15 protein-coding genes and 1 tRNA gene are annotated in these 17,458 nt (G+C 72.4%); 14 read left to right on the forward strand and 2 right to left on the reverse strand.

Annotated elements, in window-relative coordinates:
• Positions 1-151 precede the first annotated feature (151 nt).
• The 5 genes from ACTHAM_RS02405 (at position 152) to ACTHAM_RS02425 (ending at position 5,078) form a co-directional block, all read left to right on the forward strand.
• Complete coding sequence (locus tag ACTHAM_RS02405) at positions 152-1,531, forward strand: ABC transporter substrate-binding protein (protein WP_440684162.1); 1,380 nt, start codon at positions 152-154, stop codon at positions 1,529-1,531.
• Between the two features lie 210 nt (positions 1,532-1,741).
• A complete protein-coding gene (locus tag ACTHAM_RS02410) occupies positions 1,742-2,749 on the forward strand; it encodes a carbohydrate ABC transporter permease (protein ID WP_440684163.1) in 1,008 nt (335 codons plus the stop codon).
• Entirely contained in the window at positions 2,746-3,663 is a 918-nt protein-coding gene (locus ACTHAM_RS02415) for a carbohydrate ABC transporter permease (protein ID WP_440684164.1), read from the forward strand. The genes ACTHAM_RS02410 and ACTHAM_RS02415 overlap by 4 nt, the downstream gene beginning before the upstream one ends.
• Positions 3,664-3,814: 151 nt before the next feature.
• Positions 3,815-4,681: an EamA family transporter gene (locus ACTHAM_RS02420; protein ID WP_440684165.1), complete on the forward strand. Its 867-nt coding sequence runs from the start codon at positions 3,815-3,817 to the stop codon at positions 4,679-4,681.
• A 175-nt stretch (positions 4,682-4,856) separates the two neighbouring features.
• Positions 4,857-5,078 (forward strand): MerR family DNA-binding transcriptional regulator, encoded by a 222-nt coding sequence (locus ACTHAM_RS02425; RefSeq protein ID WP_440684166.1) that lies wholly within the window; start codon positions 4,857-4,859, stop codon positions 5,076-5,078.
• A gap of 44 nt (positions 5,079-5,122) precedes the next feature.
• Here the strand turns inward: ACTHAM_RS02425 and ACTHAM_RS02430 are convergent, their stop codons facing one another.
• Together ACTHAM_RS02430 and ACTHAM_RS02435 are read right to left on the reverse strand one after the other, a co-directional pair.
• Entirely contained in the window at positions 5,123-5,683 is a 561-nt protein-coding gene (locus tag ACTHAM_RS02430; RefSeq protein ID WP_440684167.1) for a bacterial proteasome activator family protein, read from the reverse strand.
• A gap of 58 nt (positions 5,684-5,741) precedes the next feature.
• Positions 5,742-6,737, reverse strand: a complete 996-nt coding sequence (locus tag ACTHAM_RS02435) for an NAD(P)H-quinone oxidoreductase (protein ID WP_440684168.1) — start codon at positions 6,735-6,737, stop codon at positions 5,742-5,744.
• Positions 6,738-6,938: 201 nt separating this feature from the next.
• Between ACTHAM_RS02435 and ACTHAM_RS02440 the strand changes: the two genes are divergently transcribed.
• From ACTHAM_RS02440 to ACTHAM_RS02480, 9 genes are all read left to right on the forward strand, one after another.
• Positions 6,939-11,318, forward strand: a complete 4,380-nt coding sequence (locus ACTHAM_RS02440) for a nitrate- and nitrite sensing domain-containing protein (RefSeq protein ID WP_440684169.1) — start codon at positions 6,939-6,941, stop codon at positions 11,316-11,318.
• 43 nt (positions 11,319-11,361) lie between these two features.
• Positions 11,362-11,811 carry a roadblock/LC7 domain-containing protein gene (locus ACTHAM_RS02445; protein WP_146952641.1) on the forward strand — a complete coding sequence of 150 codons (450 nt, stop codon included), beginning with the start codon at positions 11,362-11,364 and terminating at the stop codon, positions 11,809-11,811.
• A gap of 6 nt (positions 11,812-11,817) precedes the next feature.
• The gene (locus tag ACTHAM_RS02450) at positions 11,818-12,195 is read left to right on the forward strand and encodes a DUF742 domain-containing protein (protein WP_440684170.1); all 378 of its coding nucleotides are present in this window, start codon (positions 11,818-11,820) and stop codon (positions 12,193-12,195) included.
• On the forward strand, positions 12,176-12,787 hold the full coding sequence (locus ACTHAM_RS02455) for a GTP-binding protein (RefSeq protein WP_440684171.1): 612 nt from the start codon (positions 12,176-12,178) through the stop codon (positions 12,785-12,787). Before ACTHAM_RS02450 ends, ACTHAM_RS02455 begins: the two co-directional genes overlap by 20 nt.
• Before the next feature lie 77 nt (positions 12,788-12,864).
• Entirely contained in the window at positions 12,865-13,476 is a 612-nt protein-coding gene (locus ACTHAM_RS02460) for a type II toxin-antitoxin system VapC family toxin (protein WP_440684172.1), read from the forward strand.
• Entirely contained in the window at positions 13,473-14,861 is a 1,389-nt protein-coding gene (locus tag ACTHAM_RS02465; RefSeq protein WP_440684173.1) for a DUF2252 domain-containing protein, read from the forward strand. Before ACTHAM_RS02460 ends, ACTHAM_RS02465 begins: the two co-directional genes overlap by 4 nt.
• Positions 14,862-14,952: 91 nt before the next feature.
• Positions 14,953-16,485, forward strand: coding sequence for a GH1 family beta-glucosidase (locus tag ACTHAM_RS02470; protein ID WP_440684174.1), 1,533 nt, complete (start codon positions 14,953-14,955; stop codon positions 16,483-16,485).
• 93 nt (positions 16,486-16,578) lie between these two features.
• Entirely contained in the window at positions 16,579-17,148 is a 570-nt protein-coding gene (locus ACTHAM_RS02475) for an exonuclease domain-containing protein (protein WP_440684175.1), read from the forward strand.
• Positions 17,149-17,286: 138 nt separating this feature from the next.
• Positions 17,287-17,378: transfer RNA gene (locus ACTHAM_RS02480), tRNA-Ser, on the forward strand.
• Positions 17,379-17,458: the final 80 nt, after the last annotated feature.

Below are 17,458 nucleotides of genomic sequence, written 5' to 3' on the forward strand. Positions count from 1 at the left end.
GCGTCCCAGGCGCCACCTGGGAGACCAGTGACCCAATCGTTATGACTCGGACACCCCTCTGTGGTTGCGCTCCCGTCATGTAAGCGCTTGCATCTGGTGCAAGGCCGGAATTGCCGTCGGCCGTATCACCACGACGATGTGGAGAGACTCGATGAAGAGTGTGAACAGGCGACGCGCGTACGCGGCCGTCGCAGCCGGGGCAGGGCTCACGCTCGTCCTGACCGCCTGTGGCGGGGGAGACGACAACGCGGGGGACGACGAGACGACGAGCAGCGCCGACTGCGCTGCCTACGAGCAGTACGGGGACCTGTCGGGCAAGACCGTGACGGTCTACACCTCGATCGTGTCCCCGGAGGACCAGCCGCAGATCGACTCGTACAAGCCGTTCGAGGAGTGCACCGGCGCGACGATCTCGTACGAGGGGTCCAAGGAGTTCGAGGCCCAGCTGCTGGTGCGGCTCGAGGCCGGCAGCCCGCCGGACATCGCGTACATCCCGCAGCCCGGTCTGCTCAAGACGATCGTCGAGGACTACCCCGACCAGATCGTCCCGGCGTCCGACGCGACCGTGGAGAACATCGACAAGTACTACGCCGAGGCCTGGAAGGGCTACGGCTCGGTCGACGGCACGTTCTACGCCGGCCCGGTCGGCGCCAACGTGAAGTCGTTCGTCTGGTACTCGCCGAAGATGTTCGCCGACAGCGGCTACGAGATCCCCACCACGTGGGACGAGCTCATCGCCCTGTCCGACCAGATCGTCGCCGACCACGGCGCCGAGGGCGCCAAGCCCTGGTGCGCGGGCATCGGTTCGGGTGACGCGACCGGCTGGCCGGCCACCGACTGGCTCGAGGACATGGTGCTGCGCACCGCGGGCGGTGACGTCTACGACCAGTGGATCACCAACGACGTGAAGTTCAACGACCCGCAGATCGCCGAGGCGCTCGGCAAGGTCGGGGACATCCTCAAGAACCCCGACTACGTCAACGGTGGTCTGGGAGACGTGTCGTCGATCGCGGCGACCACGTTCCAGGACGGCGGTCTGCCGATCGTCACCTCCGGGCTGTGCTACATGCACCGCCAGGCGTCCTTCTACGCCGCCAACTGGCCCGAGGGCACCGACGTGTCCGAGGACGGCGACGTGTTCGCGTTCTACTTCCCCGGCCTGACCGCGGACGACCGCCCGATCCTGGGTGGTGGCGAGTTCGCCGCCGCGTTCTCCGACCGCCCCGAGGTGGCCGCGTTCCAGGCGTTCCTGGCCAGCCCCGAGTGGAGCAACGCCAAGGCCAAGGCGACCCCGGCCGGTGGCTGGGTCTCCTCCAACAGCGAGCTCGACCCGGCGAACCTCGTGTCGCCGATCGACCAGCTGTCGGCCGAGCTGCTCGGCGACACCACGCAGACGTTCCGCTTCGACGCCTCCGACCTGATGCCCGCCGCCGTCGGCGCCGGCTCCTTCTGGACCGAGATGACGAACTGGATCGCCAACGACAAGAGCGACACCGAGGTGCTGGACGCGATCCAGGCGTCCTGGCCCTGAGCAGTGACCCGGTGAGCCGGCCCCCGCAGCTGCGGGGCGTCGGCTCACCGGGAACCGCGGGCGCACGGCACCGGCACAGGTTCGTGCCGGCACCGCGCGCCCGCGGTCGCACCACCACAGGACGTCGTCGACGGGGACGACGTCCGGGTCCGCCCCCCAGGCGGTGCGGCACCGTCGACGGGGACGGTGCCAGACCTTCGGAGGTCATGCGTGGACGTCCTCAAGTACGCGGACACCACGGGCGAGAAGCTCGTCCTGATGGTGTTCGCGGTCCTCCTGTTCGTCGTGGTGATGGGCCTGGTGCTCTTCGCCACCGACCGGATCAAGCGACTGCCCGCATGGGCCGTCGCAGCCGCCTTCCTGGCACCCGCGGTGCTCGGGCTGGCGTTCGGCCTGGTGTGGCCGGCCCTCGAGACCATCAAGAAGTCGTTCTACGACCGCAGCGGCAACGAGTTCGTCGGCGTCGACAACTACGTCAAGGCCGTCACGCAGGACGAGTTCCAGATCGTGCTGCGCAACACCGCGGTGTGGGTCGTCGTCGTGCCGCTCGCAGCCACCGCCATCGGCCTGGTGTACGCGGTGCTGGTCGACCGCAGCCGGTTCGAGAAGTTCGCCAAGGTGCTGGTCTTCCTGCCGATGTCGATCTCGATGGTCGGCGCGTCGATCATCTGGCGGTTCGTCTACGAGTACCGCCCGGTGCTCGAGGGCGTCCCGGCCGAGAACCAGCCCGCGCAGATCGGGTTGATGAACCAGATGATCGTGTGGTTCGGGGGTGAACCGCAGCAGTTCCTCATCAACCCGCCACTCAACACCTTCTTCCTGATCGTCGTCATGATCTGGATCCAGGCCGGGTTCGCGATGACGGTGCTGTCGGCGGCCATCAAGGCCATCCCCGACGACATCGTCGAGGCGGCCACGCTCGACGGCCTCGGCGGTCTGCGCATGTTCCGGTACATCACCGTGCCGAGCATCCAGCCGGCGCTCGTCGTGGTCATCACCACGATCGCGATGGGCACGCTGAAGGTCTTCGACATCGTCCGGACCATGACCGGCGGCAACTTCGAGACGTCGGTCGCGGCGTTCGAGTTCTACCGCCAGAGCTTCGTGCAGCGGAACACCGGCATGGGGTCCGCGCTCGCGGTGATCCTGTTCATCCTGGTCACCCCGCTCGTCGTCTACAACGTCCGCCAGATGCGCAAGTCCGAGGAGAACCGATGAGCGCCATCAGCACCGAGCTGAGCATCGACAAGGGCGGCAAGCTCACCCGGCTCGAGAAGCGGGCGATCGCCACGAAGGGCCGGCTGGCCTCCCCGTGGGCGTCGTTCGCGGCGATCGTCATCGCCGCCCTGTGGACCATCCCCACGTTCGGGCTGCTCATCACCTCGTTCCGGCCCGAGGCCGACATCGTCAGCTCGGGCTGGTGGACGTGGTTCACCAACCCGAACGTCACCACCGAGAACTACGACGAGGTCCTCAACGGCTCGACGACGAACCTGTCCACGTACTTCGTGAACTCGTTCGTCATCACGATCCCCGCGGTCCTGATCCCCATCTCGTTGGCGCTGCTGGCGGCGTACGCGTTCGCGTGGATCCCGTTCCGGGGCCGCAACCTGCTGTTCGTGGCGGTGTTCGCACTGCAGGTCGTCCCGTTGCAGATCGCCCTGATCCCGCTGCTGACGACCTACGTGAAGTGGGACCTGAACGGCACGTTCTGGACGGTGTGGCTCTCGCACTCGATCTTCGCGCTACCGCTGGCGATCTTCCTGCTGCACAACTTCATGAAGGAGATCCCGTCCTCGCTGGTCGAGGCGGCACGCGTCGACGGTGCGGGGCACGTGAAGATCTTCTTCCGGGTGATGCTCCCGTTGCTGGTGCCGGCCATCGCCTCGTTCGCGATCTTCCAGTTCCTGTGGGTCTGGAACGACCTGCTGGTCGCCCTGACCTTCGCCGGCGGCACCGCCAACGTGGCGCCGCTGACCGTCCGGGTGGCCGAGCTCGCCGGCACCCGCGGCACCGAGTGGCACCTGCTGTCCGCGGGGGCCTTCGTGGCGATCATCGTGCCGCTGATCGTGTTCCTCAGCCTGCAGCGCTACTTCGTGCGCGGGCTCCTGGCTGGGTCCGTCAAGGGCTGATCCCCGTCGGATGCCTGGCGGACCCGGCGACCCCGCCGGCCGTGCACCCGGGTGCACGCGCCGGCGGGGTCGCGTCATGCGGGCGGGGCTGCGAGCCCCGGTGACACCCGGCCGTGACCTGCCGGTGACGTCGCGGCCGTAGCCTGTCGCGGTGCCCGCGCCGCTGATCTTCGTCCTGTCGGGCCTGACCCAGTACGTCGGTGCGGCCCTGGCCGTCGGCCTGTTCGACGAGCTGCGCCCGGCCACGGTCGCGTGGTTGCGTGTCGCGATCGCCGCCCTGGTGCTCGTGGCCTGGCGGCGGCCGTGGCGGGTCACCTGGACGCGGGCCGGTCTGCGCACGGCCGCCCTGTTCGGGGTCGTGCTGGCCCTGATGAACGTGGCGTTCTACGTGGGCATCGACCACCTGCCGCTGGGTACGGCCGTGGCGATCGAGTTCCTGGGCCCGGTGGCCGTGGCGGCGGCGACAGGCTCGGGCTGGCGCGACCGCACGGGTATCGGTCTGGCCGCTGCGGGGGTGGTGCTGCTCGCCGGGGTGAGCCTGGACGGGGGCCATGACGCGGTGGTCGGTCTGGTGGCCATCGGGATCGCCGCCGCCTGCTGGGCCGCGTACATCGTGCTCGGCCGTCGGGTGGCGTCCGCGGGGGAGGCGGGTGGCATCACGGGGCTCGCCGTGGGCATGTCGGCCGGTGGTCTGGTGCTGGCCCCGGTGTTCGCCGTGTCGGCCGGCCCCGTGCTGCACGATGCGTGGCTCGCCGCGGTGCTCCTCGCGATCGCGGTCTGCTCGTCGGTCGTGCCGTACGCGCTCGAGCAGGTCGTGCTGCGGCGGGTGCCGCCGGCCACGTTCGCGATCCTGCTCGCGCTGCTGCCTGCGACTGCTGCCGTGGTGGGCGCGGTGATGCTGCGCCAGTGGCCGCACGGACTCGAGGTGGTCGGGCTGCTGCTGGTCTCGGCGGCCATCGCCCTGACCGGCCGACGGCGCCCGGAGGCGCTCGCCGACGAGGTGGCCCCGGCAGCCTGAACCCCGCCCCGGGCACCGTGACCGGACCGTGACCCGCTCCCACGGATTCCCACGGTGATCTGTGCTCTGACCAGGCCCCGGGCGGCCGCGGATAAGGGAAGATGTGACGCCGGCCCGTGGGTCGGACCGGCTGCCGTCAGGCACCCCGGGCGGGGGCGATGCACAAGGAGGCACGATGGAGCAGGCGCACGCGGAGACGACGGCTGAGTCGTCGGCGTCGGAGCGGCTGCTGTCTCCGGCCGAGGTGGCCGAGCAGTTCGGGGTGGACGTGCGCACCGTCGCCCGGTGGGAGCACGACGGTCGTCTGACCGCGATCCGCACGCTCGGCGGTCACCGCCGCTACCTGCACCGCGAGGTCGTCGTGCTGCTCGCCGCCCGCGCGAAGGGGACGGCGTAGCCGCACCGCAGGTCGGCGGGGTCGCCGCCTCCCGGGACGGACGCCTACAGGTACTGACCCGGCGTCGGGCCGTCCTCCTCGAGGGACCCCTCCGCGGCGTGCGGGGGCGGGATCACGAACGTCCGCCCACCCTGACCTGACGGCAGGGCGCGGCGCATCTGCGACAGCTGGGCCTGCGCGGCCATCTGCTGAGCCACCAACGCGGTCTGGATCCCGTGGAACAGGCCCTCCAGCCACCCGACGAGCTGCGCCTGCGCGATCCGCAGCTCGGCGTCCGAGGGTGTCTGGTCGGGGCCGAACGGCAGCGTGATGCGCTCGAGCTCGTCGACCAGCTCGGGCGACAGGCCCTCCTGGAGCTCGTGCAGCGACCGCTGGTGGATCGCCGCCAGACGCGTCCGGGCGGCATCGTCGAGAGGCGCGCTGCGGACCTCGTCGAGCAGCTGCTTGATCATCGTGCCGATGCGCATGACCTTGGCGGGCTGACCGACCAGGTTCGCGACGTCCTCGTCCGTCTCCGTGACGGGCCCGCCGTCGGGCTCGGCGACGGTGTCGCCGTCGTCGGGCGCGGTGTCGGTCTCGTCCAGGGGTGCGTCGGAGTCGCTCACCCTCGCAGTGTGGCCCGGGACGGAGCACTCGCGCACGCGCCGCGGCCGATCGTGCCGCTCAGGGGACCAGCACCACCTTGCCGAGCACCGCCCCGCTCTCGAGCTCACGGTGCGCCTCCCCGGCCTGCGCGAACGGGTAGACGGCGTGCACCACGGGACGCACGGAACCGTCGACGACGAGCGGCCACGCGTGCTCGCGCACGTCTGCCATGATCGCGGCCTTCTGCGCCGCCGGACGCGAACGCAGGGTGGTGCCGATCACGCTCGCCCGGCGGGCCAGCAGCACGCCGAGGTCCAGCTCCGCCCGCCGGCCGCGCTGCAACCCGATGACCACGAGCCGACCGTCGTCGGCCAGCATCGCGAGGTTGTCCGCCAACCCGCCGGCGCCGAGCACGTCCAGCACCACGTCGACGCCGCGACCCTCCGTGGCTGCCAGCACCTGCGCGACGAGGTCCTCCGCCCGGTGGTCGAACGCCACGTGCGCACCCAGGGCCTCGACGCGTGCGACCCGGTCGGGCCCGCCGGCCGTGGCCAGCACCCGCATCCCGAACGCGCGGGCCAGAGGCACCGCCACCGAGCCCACCCCGCCCGACCCGCCACGGACCAGCAGCGTCTCGCAGGCGACCGCGTGCGCGGCGCGCAGGTTCGACACGACCGTGGCCAGCGCCTCCGGCAGGGCGGCAGCCGCGGTGTCCGGCAGGTCGTCGGGCACCCGCAGCGCCAGCGCGGCCGGGACCACGACCTGCTCGGCGTACCCGCCGCCCGCCAGCAGCGCGGCGACGCGGTCCCCGGGCCGCCACGGCTCGCCGGCCGGGCGTGCGGCCCCGTCGTCCGGGCCGACCGCGAGCACGCGACCGGCCACCTCCAGGCCTGGCCACGGTGGTGCGCCGGGCGGCGACGGGTAGTGCCCGGCGCGTTGCAGCAGGTCGGCCCGGTTCACGCCCGCAGCCCTCACGGCGACCAGCAGCTCACCCGGACCGGGCACCGGATCGGGGACCTCCTCGACCCGCAGCACCCCTGCCGGACCCGGTGCGGGGACCACCACAGCACGCATGACCTCGACACTAGGCCGCGAACCCGTCCTGGACGGGCGTATCGGAGCGGGTGAGGTCCATGGCAAACTCTGCGGCGGGCTAATGCTCCACCGCCCAGGAGCCGATGACGTCCGAACGGGGCGCCCACGGCACCACCGGGAAGGCTCTGCGCGGTGCAGACCGGCCTGCGGCCCCCGCGCCGGCCGAAGGAAAGGATCGACATGCTGCGACGGCTTGGCATTCGCGCCAAGGTTCTGGCGGTCCTCGCCGTGCCCATGGTCGTCCTGCTCGGACTCGGCGCGTTCATCACGAACCTGGCGTTGACCGACGCCCGCACCGCTCGCGCGGCCGTCGAGATCGTGGAGGTCGCCCGCGCCTACCTCCCCCTGGCCCAGGCGATCGAGACCGAACGTGCGCTCTCGCTGACCGGCGGGGATGACGCCTCGATCACCGAGGCGCGTGCCGCGACCGACGAGCTGCTCGCGGCGACCCGCGGCAAGACCGGCGCGATGGACCTCGACCAGTACCCCAAGGTCATCGTCGACCAGTTCCTGGTCACGCAGGAGATGTTCGCCAACACCCTGCCCAGCGCCCGCCGCTCCGTCGACATCGACTCGCAGACCGCGATCATCGAGCGCGGGTACTCCAACATCATCAACTCGCAGATGTACCTGGTGCAGCTGATCGCGGAGAACCTCGACGACCGCGAGCTGGCGCGCTACGTCGGTGCGTACAGCGAGCTGGGCCAGACCATCGACAGCCTCGTCCTCGAGCTGATCGGCGGCGCCCGCATCGTGGCCACCAAGGCCGGGTCGCCTGCCACGATCACCGCGTTCACCGACCAGGCGACCACCACCGAGCTCGGTCGTGCGTCCGCCCGCCAGGCCGTGCAGGCGCTCGGCGACGAGAGCCTGGTCTTCCCGACGAAGTTCCCCACCTCGGCGTTCACCCGCATGCGCACGCTGCTGCAGCAGGGCAACCCCGAGAGCGCCGCGATGGTCGACCCGGCCCTGTGGCGCACCGAGGTCATCGACCAGACCACCGCCCTGAGCGACCTCACCGACCAGGTGCTGGCAGCCGGTGAGGTCATCGGTGACGCCAACGCCGACGCGGCCACCCGTGGTGCGTGGATCAACGCCGGGCTCGCCGGTGCTGCTGCCGCCCTGTCGCTGTTCTTCGCCTTCGTGGTCTCCCGAGGCATCGTCGTCCCGCTGCGGCGCCTGACCGCGGCCGCCGGCGAGGTCCGCGAGGAGCTGCCCCGACTGGTCGAGCAGGTGGCCACCCCCGGTGAGGGCCCGGACATCGAGCTCCCGCTCATCCCGGTGGAGTCCTCCGACGAGGTCGGCCGACTGGCCGCCGCCTTCAACGCGGTGAACTCGACCACCGTCCAGGTGGCCCAGGAGCAGGCCGCCCTGCGTGGCTCGATTGCGGAGATGTTCGTCAACGTCGCCCGTCGCGACCAGGTGCTGCTCAACCGCCAGCTGTCGTTCATCGACTCCCTCGAGCGTGCCGAGGAAGACCCGAGCACGCTGGCGAACCTGTTCCGCCTCGACCACCTCGCCACGCGAATGCGACGCAACGCCGAGTCGCTGCTCGTCCTCGCCGGCATCGACTCCGGACGCCGCCTGCGCGACGCCATGCCGCTGTCCGACGTGATCCGTACCGCCTCGTCCGAGATCGAGCAGTACGACCGGGTCGAGCTCGACCTGCAGGTCGACCCGCACATGCTGGGCTTCAACGCCCTGGGTGCCGCCCACCTGCTCGCCGAGCTGCTCGAGAACGCCACGATCTTCTCCGAGCCGGAGACCCCCGTCGTGGTCACCACGGGCATCGTCGGCGACAAGGTCGTCGTGCGGATCCTCGACCACGGTCTGGGCATGACCGACAGCGAGCTCGAGGCCGCGAACATCAAGATCGCCTCGACGTCCGCCTCCGACGCCCTCGGCGCGCAGCGCCTGGGCCTGTTCGTGGTCGGCCGCATCGCCGGACGCCTCGGCGCCCAGGTGCAGTTGCGCAAGAGCTCGCAGGGCACCGGCACCGAGACCTTCGTCCGCTTCCCCTCCACGCTGTTCTCCCTCACCGAGGCACCCCAGTACGGCACGGGCGCCCCGGCGAGCGTGCAGGCCCAGGCCCTCGCCGAGGCACCCACGGCCGAGCCCGTCGACCTGGCGGCGCTGACCGCCGGGACGACCTCGCTCGGCCTGCCGCGCCGCCGTGGCCGCGACGACGGCGGTCCGGACACCGAGGCGCAGGCCGTGGTGCCTGCCGGCAACTCCGGTCTGCCGACGCGTTCGCGCAAGACGTTCGACGAGGACAACATCGTCCTGCCCGTCGCGCAGGCGCCGACGCTCTCGCCCGAGCTGTCCTCGGAGTCGGCCTCGTGGGCACCGCCCGTGGCCGCGCCGCTGGGCACCGGTCTGCCGAGCCGCACCCGTGCGGCCACCACCGCCTGGCAGTCGGTCGACGACGAGACGCCGTCGACGCCCGCCCCGGCATCGCCGGCCGCTCGCGCCGGGCTCTTCACCGGGTTCCGCCGCGGGGCGGAGCTCGCGGGTGACCAGCCGTCCGACACGCAGAGCCCGGACCCGCAGCAGCCGATCGGTCCCTCGTTCGTCATCCCCGGTCTCGCACCGGACGACGCCGAGGAGTCCGTGCGCCCCCAGGCCGACCCGGCCGGCGCGCACGCGACCCCGCCCGCCTCCTTCGTCGTCCCCTCCCTCGAGGCCGATGACGACTGGGCGCCCGCCGCACCCGAGCCCGAGCAGCCCGCCGCCTGGGGTGCCCCGGTCGCCGAGCAGCCCGCCGCCTGGCCCGCGCCCGTCGTGAACGAGCAGCCTGCCGCGTGGGGTGCGCCGGTCGCCGACGAGCAGCCCGCTGCGTGGGGTGCGCCGGTCGCGGACGAGCAGCCTGCCGCGTGGGGTGCGCCGGTCGCCGACGAGCAGCCTGCTGCGTGGGGTGCGCCGGTCGCCGACGAGCAGCCTGCTGCGTGGGGTGCGCCGGTCGCGGACGAGCAGCCCGCCGCGTGGGCGGAGCCCGTGGTCGAGGAGCCCGCTGCGCCGTCCTTCACGTCCTACAGCGGCTACGCCGGCTGGACGGCACCCGTCGAGCAGCCGACTCCCGCCGAGCCGGTCGCCCAGGAGCGGTTCGAGGCCGTCGCGTTCGAGCCCACCCTGGACGAGGCGCGCGCCTGGCACACCGGGGCGATCCCGGTCGTCCCGGAGCCCGCTGTGGAGCCCGCCGCCGAGCCGAGCGCCGCCGCCCCGTCGTGGGAGACCCCGACCTGGCAGGCGCCCACCTGGGAGCCGCCGACCTGGCAGACGCCGACGTGGTCGACGCAGCCCGAGCAGGCCGCAGCAGCGCCCGAGGCCGCCCCCGCGCCGCAGGCGTACGCTCCCGAGCCCGTCGTGCGCGACGCGCAGCCCTTCGCTCCGCAGCAGCCTGCGCCGGCCCCGCAGCAGGCGGCTCCGGCTCCGGCTCCGCAGCCCTACACGCCCGAGCCCGCCGCCGCGGCGGCACCCGGCTGGGACCCGCAGGCTCCGATCTGGGCGCCCGTGCAGGGTTCCGCCGCGCCGCCGGCGCCGTCGTGGCCCACGCTGGCCCCCGACGCGCACCCGTTCGCGGACACCGAGTCGCCGACGCAGATGTTCTCGCCGGTCGAGGCGCACGAGGCGGTCACGCCCGACCCGTCGCGGTTCGCGGCACCTGCGCCGACCGTGGCTTCGGCGCCTGCCGCACCCGCGCCGTTTGCCCCGCAGACGCCGCCCGCCGCGCAGCAACCGTTCGCCCCGCAGGCACCGGCCCCGCAGCAGCCGTTCGCGTCGCAGCCGCCGGCCCCGTCCTCGTGGTCGCAGTCGGCACCGGGGGCGCACGACGCCGAGGGTGCCGACGGTGACCGTCCGCGCAAGCTGTTCGGCCTGTTCGGCCGACGCAAGTCGGACTCCACCCCGACGCCCGTCGTGGCGACCCCCGCGGTGCCGCACCCGTCGGCCCCTGAGGCTGCGCCTCCCCGCACCTCGGCGTGGAACAACGACGCGCCTGCGGCCGCACCCGACGCCGGCTGGGCCCGTACGGGCGGCTGGGGTGCCCCTGCGGCAGCCTCGCCGCAGCCGTTCACCCCGGCACCCGCCCCTGCGGCCTCGCCCTTCGGCGGCTGGGCGACGACGGAGCGGACCGCCAACCCGGCGCAGGCCGCACCGCAGCCGCTGCCGGTCGAGCCCCGTGCCGTCCAGCAGCCGTCGACCGCACCGCGGATCGGCACGCTGGACGACGAGGTCGCGGCCATGCTGGCGCTCCGCTCCGACATCCAGGAGCAGGCTCTCTCCGAGCTCAGCCAGCTGTCCGCGTACCGGCCGAGCGCCATGGCCTCGTCCGAGCGGCTCACCCGCCGTGTCCCCGTCGCCGTCCCGGCGTCGACGGCCGCGGTCGACGAGAGCAAGCCCGTGCAGCGCGATGCCGTACAGCTGCGTTCGCGGCTGTCCAGCTTCCAGTCCGGGACGTCGCGGGGCCGCCGTGAGGCGACCCCCGGTTCCGACGGCACCGACGGCACCGTCGGCGGCCCCCAGGCGCCTGCCAACCCGAACACATCGTCCCCGACATGGTGACGGCCGACCCGCAGTTCTCGGACTGCACCTGCAAGGAGGAAGTGTGACCGCGCTCAGCACCGAGGCAGCCAACTTCGGCTGGCTCCTGGACAACTTCGTCCGGACCGTGCCCGGCACTCGCCACACGCTCGTGGTGTCGGCCGACGGTCTGCTCATGGCGATGTCGGAGCAGCTCGACCGGACCAGTGGCGACCAGCTCGCCGCGATCGTGTCCGGCATCTCGAGCTTGACCCGTGGCGCCGCCCGCCAGCTTCGTGCGGGGGAGGTGCGCCAGGCGATCGTCGAGATGGACAACTTGTTCCTCTTCCTGATGAGCGTCTCCAACGGCTCCGTCCTCGCCGTCGTGGCCGAGTCGTCCTGCGACGTCGGGCTCATCGGCTACGAGATGGCGATGCTCGTCTCTCGCACCGAGGCGACGCTGACCCCGCAGCTCATCTCCGAGATGCGCGGCCAGCTGCCCGTCGACGGCGCGACCCGGGCACCGGTTGCGTAGGCCCCGATGAGCGAGCACATCGAGTACGAGGCCAGGACGGTCCGGCCGTACGCCGTGACCGGTGGCCGCGTGCGCTCGGCACGCTCGGACCTGCCTCTCGAGGCGCTGGTCGAGATGATGCCGGGTGCCGTCACGAGCCAGGGTCTGCCGCCTGAGAAGCGGGCGATCCTCCACCACGCCGCGAGCACCTACATCTCCGTCGCGGAGCTGTCGGCGCTTCTCCACCTGCCCCTCGGGGTGGTCCGGATCCTCGTGTCCGACCTGGCGGAGCAGCAGTTCGTCCGTGTGCACACGTCGCAGCCGGTCGAGGTCAACACCGGTGAGTCCCCCGCCCTGTCCCTGAGCGTGCTGGAGAGTGTTCTCAATGGCATTTCCGCCCTCTGACGCCGCGGTGGCCGCTCCGGCCGGAACCGCGGGAAGCGTCGCCCCCACCGTCGTGAAGATCGTCGTCGCGGGCGGCTTCGCCGTCGGCAAGACGACCTTCATCGGTTCCATCTCGGACATCGAGCCCCTCAACACCGAGGCAGCGATGACCGAGCACTCCCTCGGTGTCGACGACGCCGGTGGCGTGTCCGACCGCAAGTCGACCACCACGGTCGCGATGGACTTCGGTCGCATCGCCCTGCCCGGGTCGCTGTGGCTGTACCTGTTCGGCACTCCGGGCCAGGACCGGTTCCTGTTCATGTGGGACGACCTGGTGCGCGGCGCGATCGGTGCCGTCGTGCTGGTCGACACCGACCGGCTCGACCAGTGCTTCCCGGCGGTCGACTACTTCGAGAGCCGGGGCATCCCGTTCGTCGTGGGCGTCAACTGCTTCGACGGCGTGGCCAAGCACCAGCTCGAGGACGTGCGTGAGGCGCTCGCGATCCCCCCGCACGTGCCGGTGCTCTACACCGACGCGCGGTCGCGTGCTGCGACCAAGCAGGCCCTGATCTCGCTCGTCCAGCTGGCCATGGAGCGTCTGCGCGGCCGCTGACGTCCCTGATGTGGTCGTCGACGGCCGGTCTCCCGCTCGGGGGGCCGGCCGTCGACGTTCTGGGTGATCATGGGGAGGTGTCCGTCGTGCCCGGCCCGGCTCCGTTCGTGGTGAGCGGGGTCGGTCGTGCCCGCACCCCGGTACCGCCGGCGACGGACGAGGCTTCGGTGGTGCTTCCCCGTCCGCGGCCGTCGCCGGAGGGGGTCGGGGCCGAGGCGGTGGTTCCCGGGGCGGCGAGCGGTCCGGAGCCCCAGCCGCTGCCTGGCGCCACCGGTGCGCGGGTCTACGCGGACGGCTCGGCCCTGTCGCGCTACCTCGAGGGTGCACCGTGCCGCGAGGAGTGGCTCGCGTGGGCGGCGCGCCACGAGTCGGAGCTGGTGACCACGCCGTTGGCGTTGACGGAGCTGCGCGCGATCGCCGGGCCGCGCGGGCTCGATGCGCGCGGTGTCGCGCAGGACGTCGCCGACCGGCTCGAGGTGGTCCGCATCTCCGACCAGGCGCTGCGGCAGGCGGCCAAGGTGTCCGGGGTGGTGTCGGCCTTCCACGCCCTGCACGTGGGTGCGGCGGTCGCTCACCCCGAGGTGCACGCGGTGGCGACGTACGACACGCTGTTGGCACAGGTGTGCGTGCTGTTCGGCCTCGAGGTGGTGTCGCCGGGATGGCCGGACCGGTGGTGGGAGCAGGGATGACGACGGTGTCGCGGGGGTCCAGGGCCGAGCGGGAGCGCGCCGGGCGGGCCGTCCGTGACCAGCACCCGCGTGCGTCGCTCGGGGTGCTTGCAGGCCCGGCCGCGGACCGTGACCCGGTCGCGCTGCTCGAGGCCCAGGCGGTGACGCGGGTGCCCGAGCTGGTGCCGATCCGGACGGCGCGGATGGCCGTCGGCGCGTTCCCCTTCCTGCGCGGGTCGGCCGTGGTGATGGCGGCGGACCTGGCGGCGTCGCCGCACTCGGGCCTGGAGGTGCAGCTGTGCGGCGACGCGCACCTGAGCAACTTCGGCCTGTTCGCCTCGCCGGAGCGCCGGATGCTGTTCGACCTGAACGACTTCGACGAGACCGCACCGGGTCCGTTCGAGTGGGACGTGCAGCGGCTGGTCGCGAGCATCGAGGTGGCGGGGCGGGCCAACGGCTTCGACGATGCCGCCCGCCGTCAGGTGGTCGTGGCCTGTGCGCGCGCCTACCGGGAGGCGATGCTGCGGTTCGCGGCGATGACGGAGATCGACGTCTGGTACGCCCGGCTGGACGTCGAGCAGGCCGCGGAGCAGACGGGTATCCGCCGGTACGGGCGGCGTGCGGTCGAGAAGGCGCGCGGTCGGGATCACGCCAGCTCACTGGCACGGTTGACGCAGGTCGTCGACGGTCGTCGTCGTTTCGTGTCGGACCCGCCGTGGGTGCGCACCGCGGAGGAGCTGGTGGGGGCGGTCGGGCGTCATGACCAGGCCCGCGTCATGGACGAGTTGCTCGCGACCTACGCCCGGAGCCTGCCGTCGGACCGGCAGCGGCTCATCGCGCGGTACCGCCTGGTCGACATGGCGCGCAAGGTCGTGGGTGTCGGCAGCGTCGGCACGCGGGCGTGGATCCTGCTGGTGACGGCCGACGACGACGACGGCGACGATGCGCTGGTCCTGCAGGCCAAGGAGGCGCAGGCGTCGGTGCTCGAGCAGCACACGGGTGCGGTGCCGGGTCCGCACGGGCGTCGGGTGGTCGAGGGGCAGCGGCTCATGCAGGCGGCGAGCGACATCTTCCTCGGGTGGCAGACCGTGCAGGGGCTGGACGGTGTGCAGCGTGACTTCTACGTCCGGCAGCTGCGGGACTGGAAGGGCTCGGCGGAGGTGGAGCAGCTGGACCCGACGACGATGACTCGGTACGTGCGGTTGTGCGCGTGGACGTTGGCGCGGGCGCACGCGCGCTCGGGGGACCGGATCGCGATCGCCGCGTACCTGGGGTCGGGCACCCGCGCCGACGAGGCGTTCGCGGAGTTCGCGGCGGCGTACGCAGACCGGACGGTGGCCGATCACGCGCAGCTGCTGGCGGCGATCGATGCGGGCCGGTTGGTCGCGGCGGCAGAGGTGGGCTGACCGGACCCGACGGTCGCGGTGTGCGGCTACGCTCGGTGGTCGGTCGTGGGGAGCGCTCCCACGCACGTTGGCCTCGAAGGAGAGTGCACCCGTGTTCCCGTCCCGTCCTGCGGCGCGTCCAGCGCGCGACACCTCCCGCTCCGCGCACGACGCGTTCCGCGACGGCCCCGAGCTGGACCGGCGCACCGTGCTGCTGGGTGGGGTGGCGGCCGGGGCGGTGCTGCTGGGAGGGTGCACGCGGTCAGGCCAGGCGGCCGTGAGCAGTCCGTCGCCGAGCGTGGCGTGGGCGCCGCCGGCGGAACCGATGACCTTCCCGACCGGCTACACGTGGGGGGCGGCGACGTCGGCGTTCCAGGTGGAGGGGTCGACCACGGCGGACGGGCGGGGGCAGTCCGTGTGGGACACGTTCTGCGCGCGGTCCGGTCGGGTCAAGGGCGGGGCCACGGGCGATCCGGGGGCGGACGGGTACCGACGCTGGCAGGAGGACATCGCCCTGATGTCCGAGCTGGGCATCGGTGCGTACCGGTTCTCGGTGGCCTGGCCGCGCATCCAGCCGACCGGTTCCGGACCGGTCAACCAGCTGGGGGTCGACTGGTACCGACGGTTCGTGGACGGGTTGCTCGAGGCCGGGATCCGGCCGGCGGTCACGCTGTTCCACTGGGACCTGCCGCAGGCCCTGCAGGACGCCGGCGGGTGGGCGGTGCGGGACACCGCGGAACGGTTCGCGGACTACGCATCGATCGTGTTCGACGCGCTGGCCGACGCCGATGCCGACTGGTTCACGATCAACGAGCCGAAGACCCACGCGTACGTCGGCCACTGGTACGGCAGCCACGCCCCGGGCCTGCGCGACCCGCAGGTGGCCGTCGCCGCGGTGCACCACCAGCTGCTCGCGCACGGCCTGGCCGTCCAGCGGTTCCGCGAGCAGGGCACGTCGGGTCGGATCGGCATCGCCCTGAACCTCATGCCGGTGTACGCGCAGCCGGGGGCCGAGGAGCCGGCGACGCGGGTGGACGCCGCCGAGAACCGGCTGTTCCTCGACGCGGTGCTCACCGGTCAGTACCCCGCCGATGCGATCGGCCCGCTGCCCGGTCAGGTGCCCGCCGACCGTGACCGGTTCGACGCCCTGGTGCTCGACGGCGACCTGGCCACGATCAGCGAGCCGGCGGACCTGCTGGCCGTCCAGTACTACGGCGTCACCGGGGTGGCGAAGGACGGCTCCCAGGTGTCGATCCATCCGACGTCCGCCGCGTCGTGGCAGCAGCTGTGGCCCGAGGGCCTCTACGACCTGCTGGTGCGGCTGCGCGACGAGTACCCGGCGATCCCGCTGATGATCACCGAGAACGGCATCCCCGACGAGACCCCCGAGCTGACCATTGACGACCCGTACCGCACGGCGTACCTGCGCGAGCACTTCCAGCAGGCCGCCCGCGCGATCGCCGACGGCGTCCCGCTCGAGGCGCACTACGTGTGGTCGCTGCTCGACAACTTCGAGTGGGGCGAGGGGTACCAGCAGCGGTGGGGCATCGTGGCGGTCGACTTCGACACGCAGGAGCGCACACCGAAGGACAGCTTCGGGTTCTACCGGGAGGTCATCGCCGCGAACGCGGTCGCTCCGTCCTGACGCCCGGCCGTGACGCCCCGCCGTGGCGGGTGCGCGCCCGGCCGTCCGATGGTGTCCGACGCATCGGTCGCACCGGCCCCTACGATGCGCAGCATGCCGATCGCCGCGCTCTCCCGGATGTCCTTCACGGCGATCGACTTCGAGACCGCCAACCCGAAACGGGCTTCGGTGTGCTCGGTCGGGCTGGTCAAGGTCCGTGACGGCGTGGTCGTGGACACGATGAGCACCCTGGTGCAGCCGCCGCCGGGCCACGGCACGTTCACCCCGATCAACGTGGGCGTGCACGGGATCCGGGAGAGCGACGTCGAGGGCGCGCCGACCTGGGACCGGGTCTACGCGGCGGTGGCGGAGTTCGCGGGCACTGACGAGCTCGTGGCGCACAACGCGGCGTTCGACCGCTCGGTGCTGACGCAGGCGAACCAGGCTCTCGGGTTGCGCGTGCCGCGCTCGACGTGGCTCTGCACCCGTGACACCGCGCGGTCGGTGCTCGACCTGCCGTCCTACCGGCTGCCGGAGGTCTCCCGCGCGCTGCGCCTCGCCCCGCACGCCCACCACGACGCCGCGGCCGACGCGCAGCAGTGCGCGCTGGTGCTCGTCGCGTTGCACCGTCGCGGTGGCGCGGCAGGCCCGGAGCTGGTGCGGCGGCACGCGCGAGCCTGGTGACGCCCTCCCGGCGGTCTGCCCAGCGGTCGACGACGAGCGCCTCCGCGGGATCGGGGCATGTGCCGCCGGTGGTGCGGGTCGACGTGCTCGGGGCACCGGTCGTGGCAAGATCACTCCGGTACCGGGCGACCGGTGCCGGGAGGGCTGTCTGAGCGGCCGAAAGAGACGGTCTTGAAAACCGTTGGAGCGGGACAACCCCGTTCTCGTGGGTTCGAATCCCACGCCCTCCGCCCTGTGATGTCGCAAGACATCGGCGACAGCCCGAACCCATCAGGGTTCGGGCTGTCGTGGTTTTTGGGGTTGGTAGTCC

Origin of the sequence: Cellulomonas soli (assembly GCF_052036975.1) — a bacterium.
Taxonomy (GTDB): Bacteria; Actinomycetota; Actinomycetes; order Actinomycetales; family Cellulomonadaceae; genus Cellulomonas; species Cellulomonas soli_A.

Coding starts and splice junctions, on each gene's coding strand:
- ACTHAM_RS02435 (WP_440684168.1), bottom strand. CDS start 6,737: ATGCGTGCTGTGGTGGTCCCCGCACCGGGTCCGGCAGGGGTGCTGCGG.
- ACTHAM_RS02465 (WP_440684173.1), top strand. CDS start 13,473: ATGACGACGGTGTCGCGGGGGTCCAGGGCCGAGCGGGAGCGCGCCGGG.
- ACTHAM_RS02425 (WP_440684166.1), top strand. CDS start 4,857: ATGGAGCAGGCGCACGCGGAGACGACGGCTGAGTCGTCGGCGTCGGAG.
- ACTHAM_RS02475 (WP_440684175.1), top strand. CDS start 16,579: ATGCCGATCGCCGCGCTCTCCCGGATGTCCTTCACGGCGATCGACTTC.
- ACTHAM_RS02455 (WP_440684171.1), top strand. CDS start 12,176: ATGGCATTTCCGCCCTCTGACGCCGCGGTGGCCGCTCCGGCCGGAACC.
- ACTHAM_RS02450 (WP_440684170.1), top strand. CDS start 11,818: ATGAGCGAGCACATCGAGTACGAGGCCAGGACGGTCCGGCCGTACGCC.
- ACTHAM_RS02440 (WP_440684169.1), top strand. CDS start 6,939: ATGCTGCGACGGCTTGGCATTCGCGCCAAGGTTCTGGCGGTCCTCGCC.
- ACTHAM_RS02405 (WP_440684162.1), top strand. CDS start 152: ATGAAGAGTGTGAACAGGCGACGCGCGTACGCGGCCGTCGCAGCCGGG.
- ACTHAM_RS02415 (WP_440684164.1), top strand. CDS start 2,746: ATGAGCGCCATCAGCACCGAGCTGAGCATCGACAAGGGCGGCAAGCTC.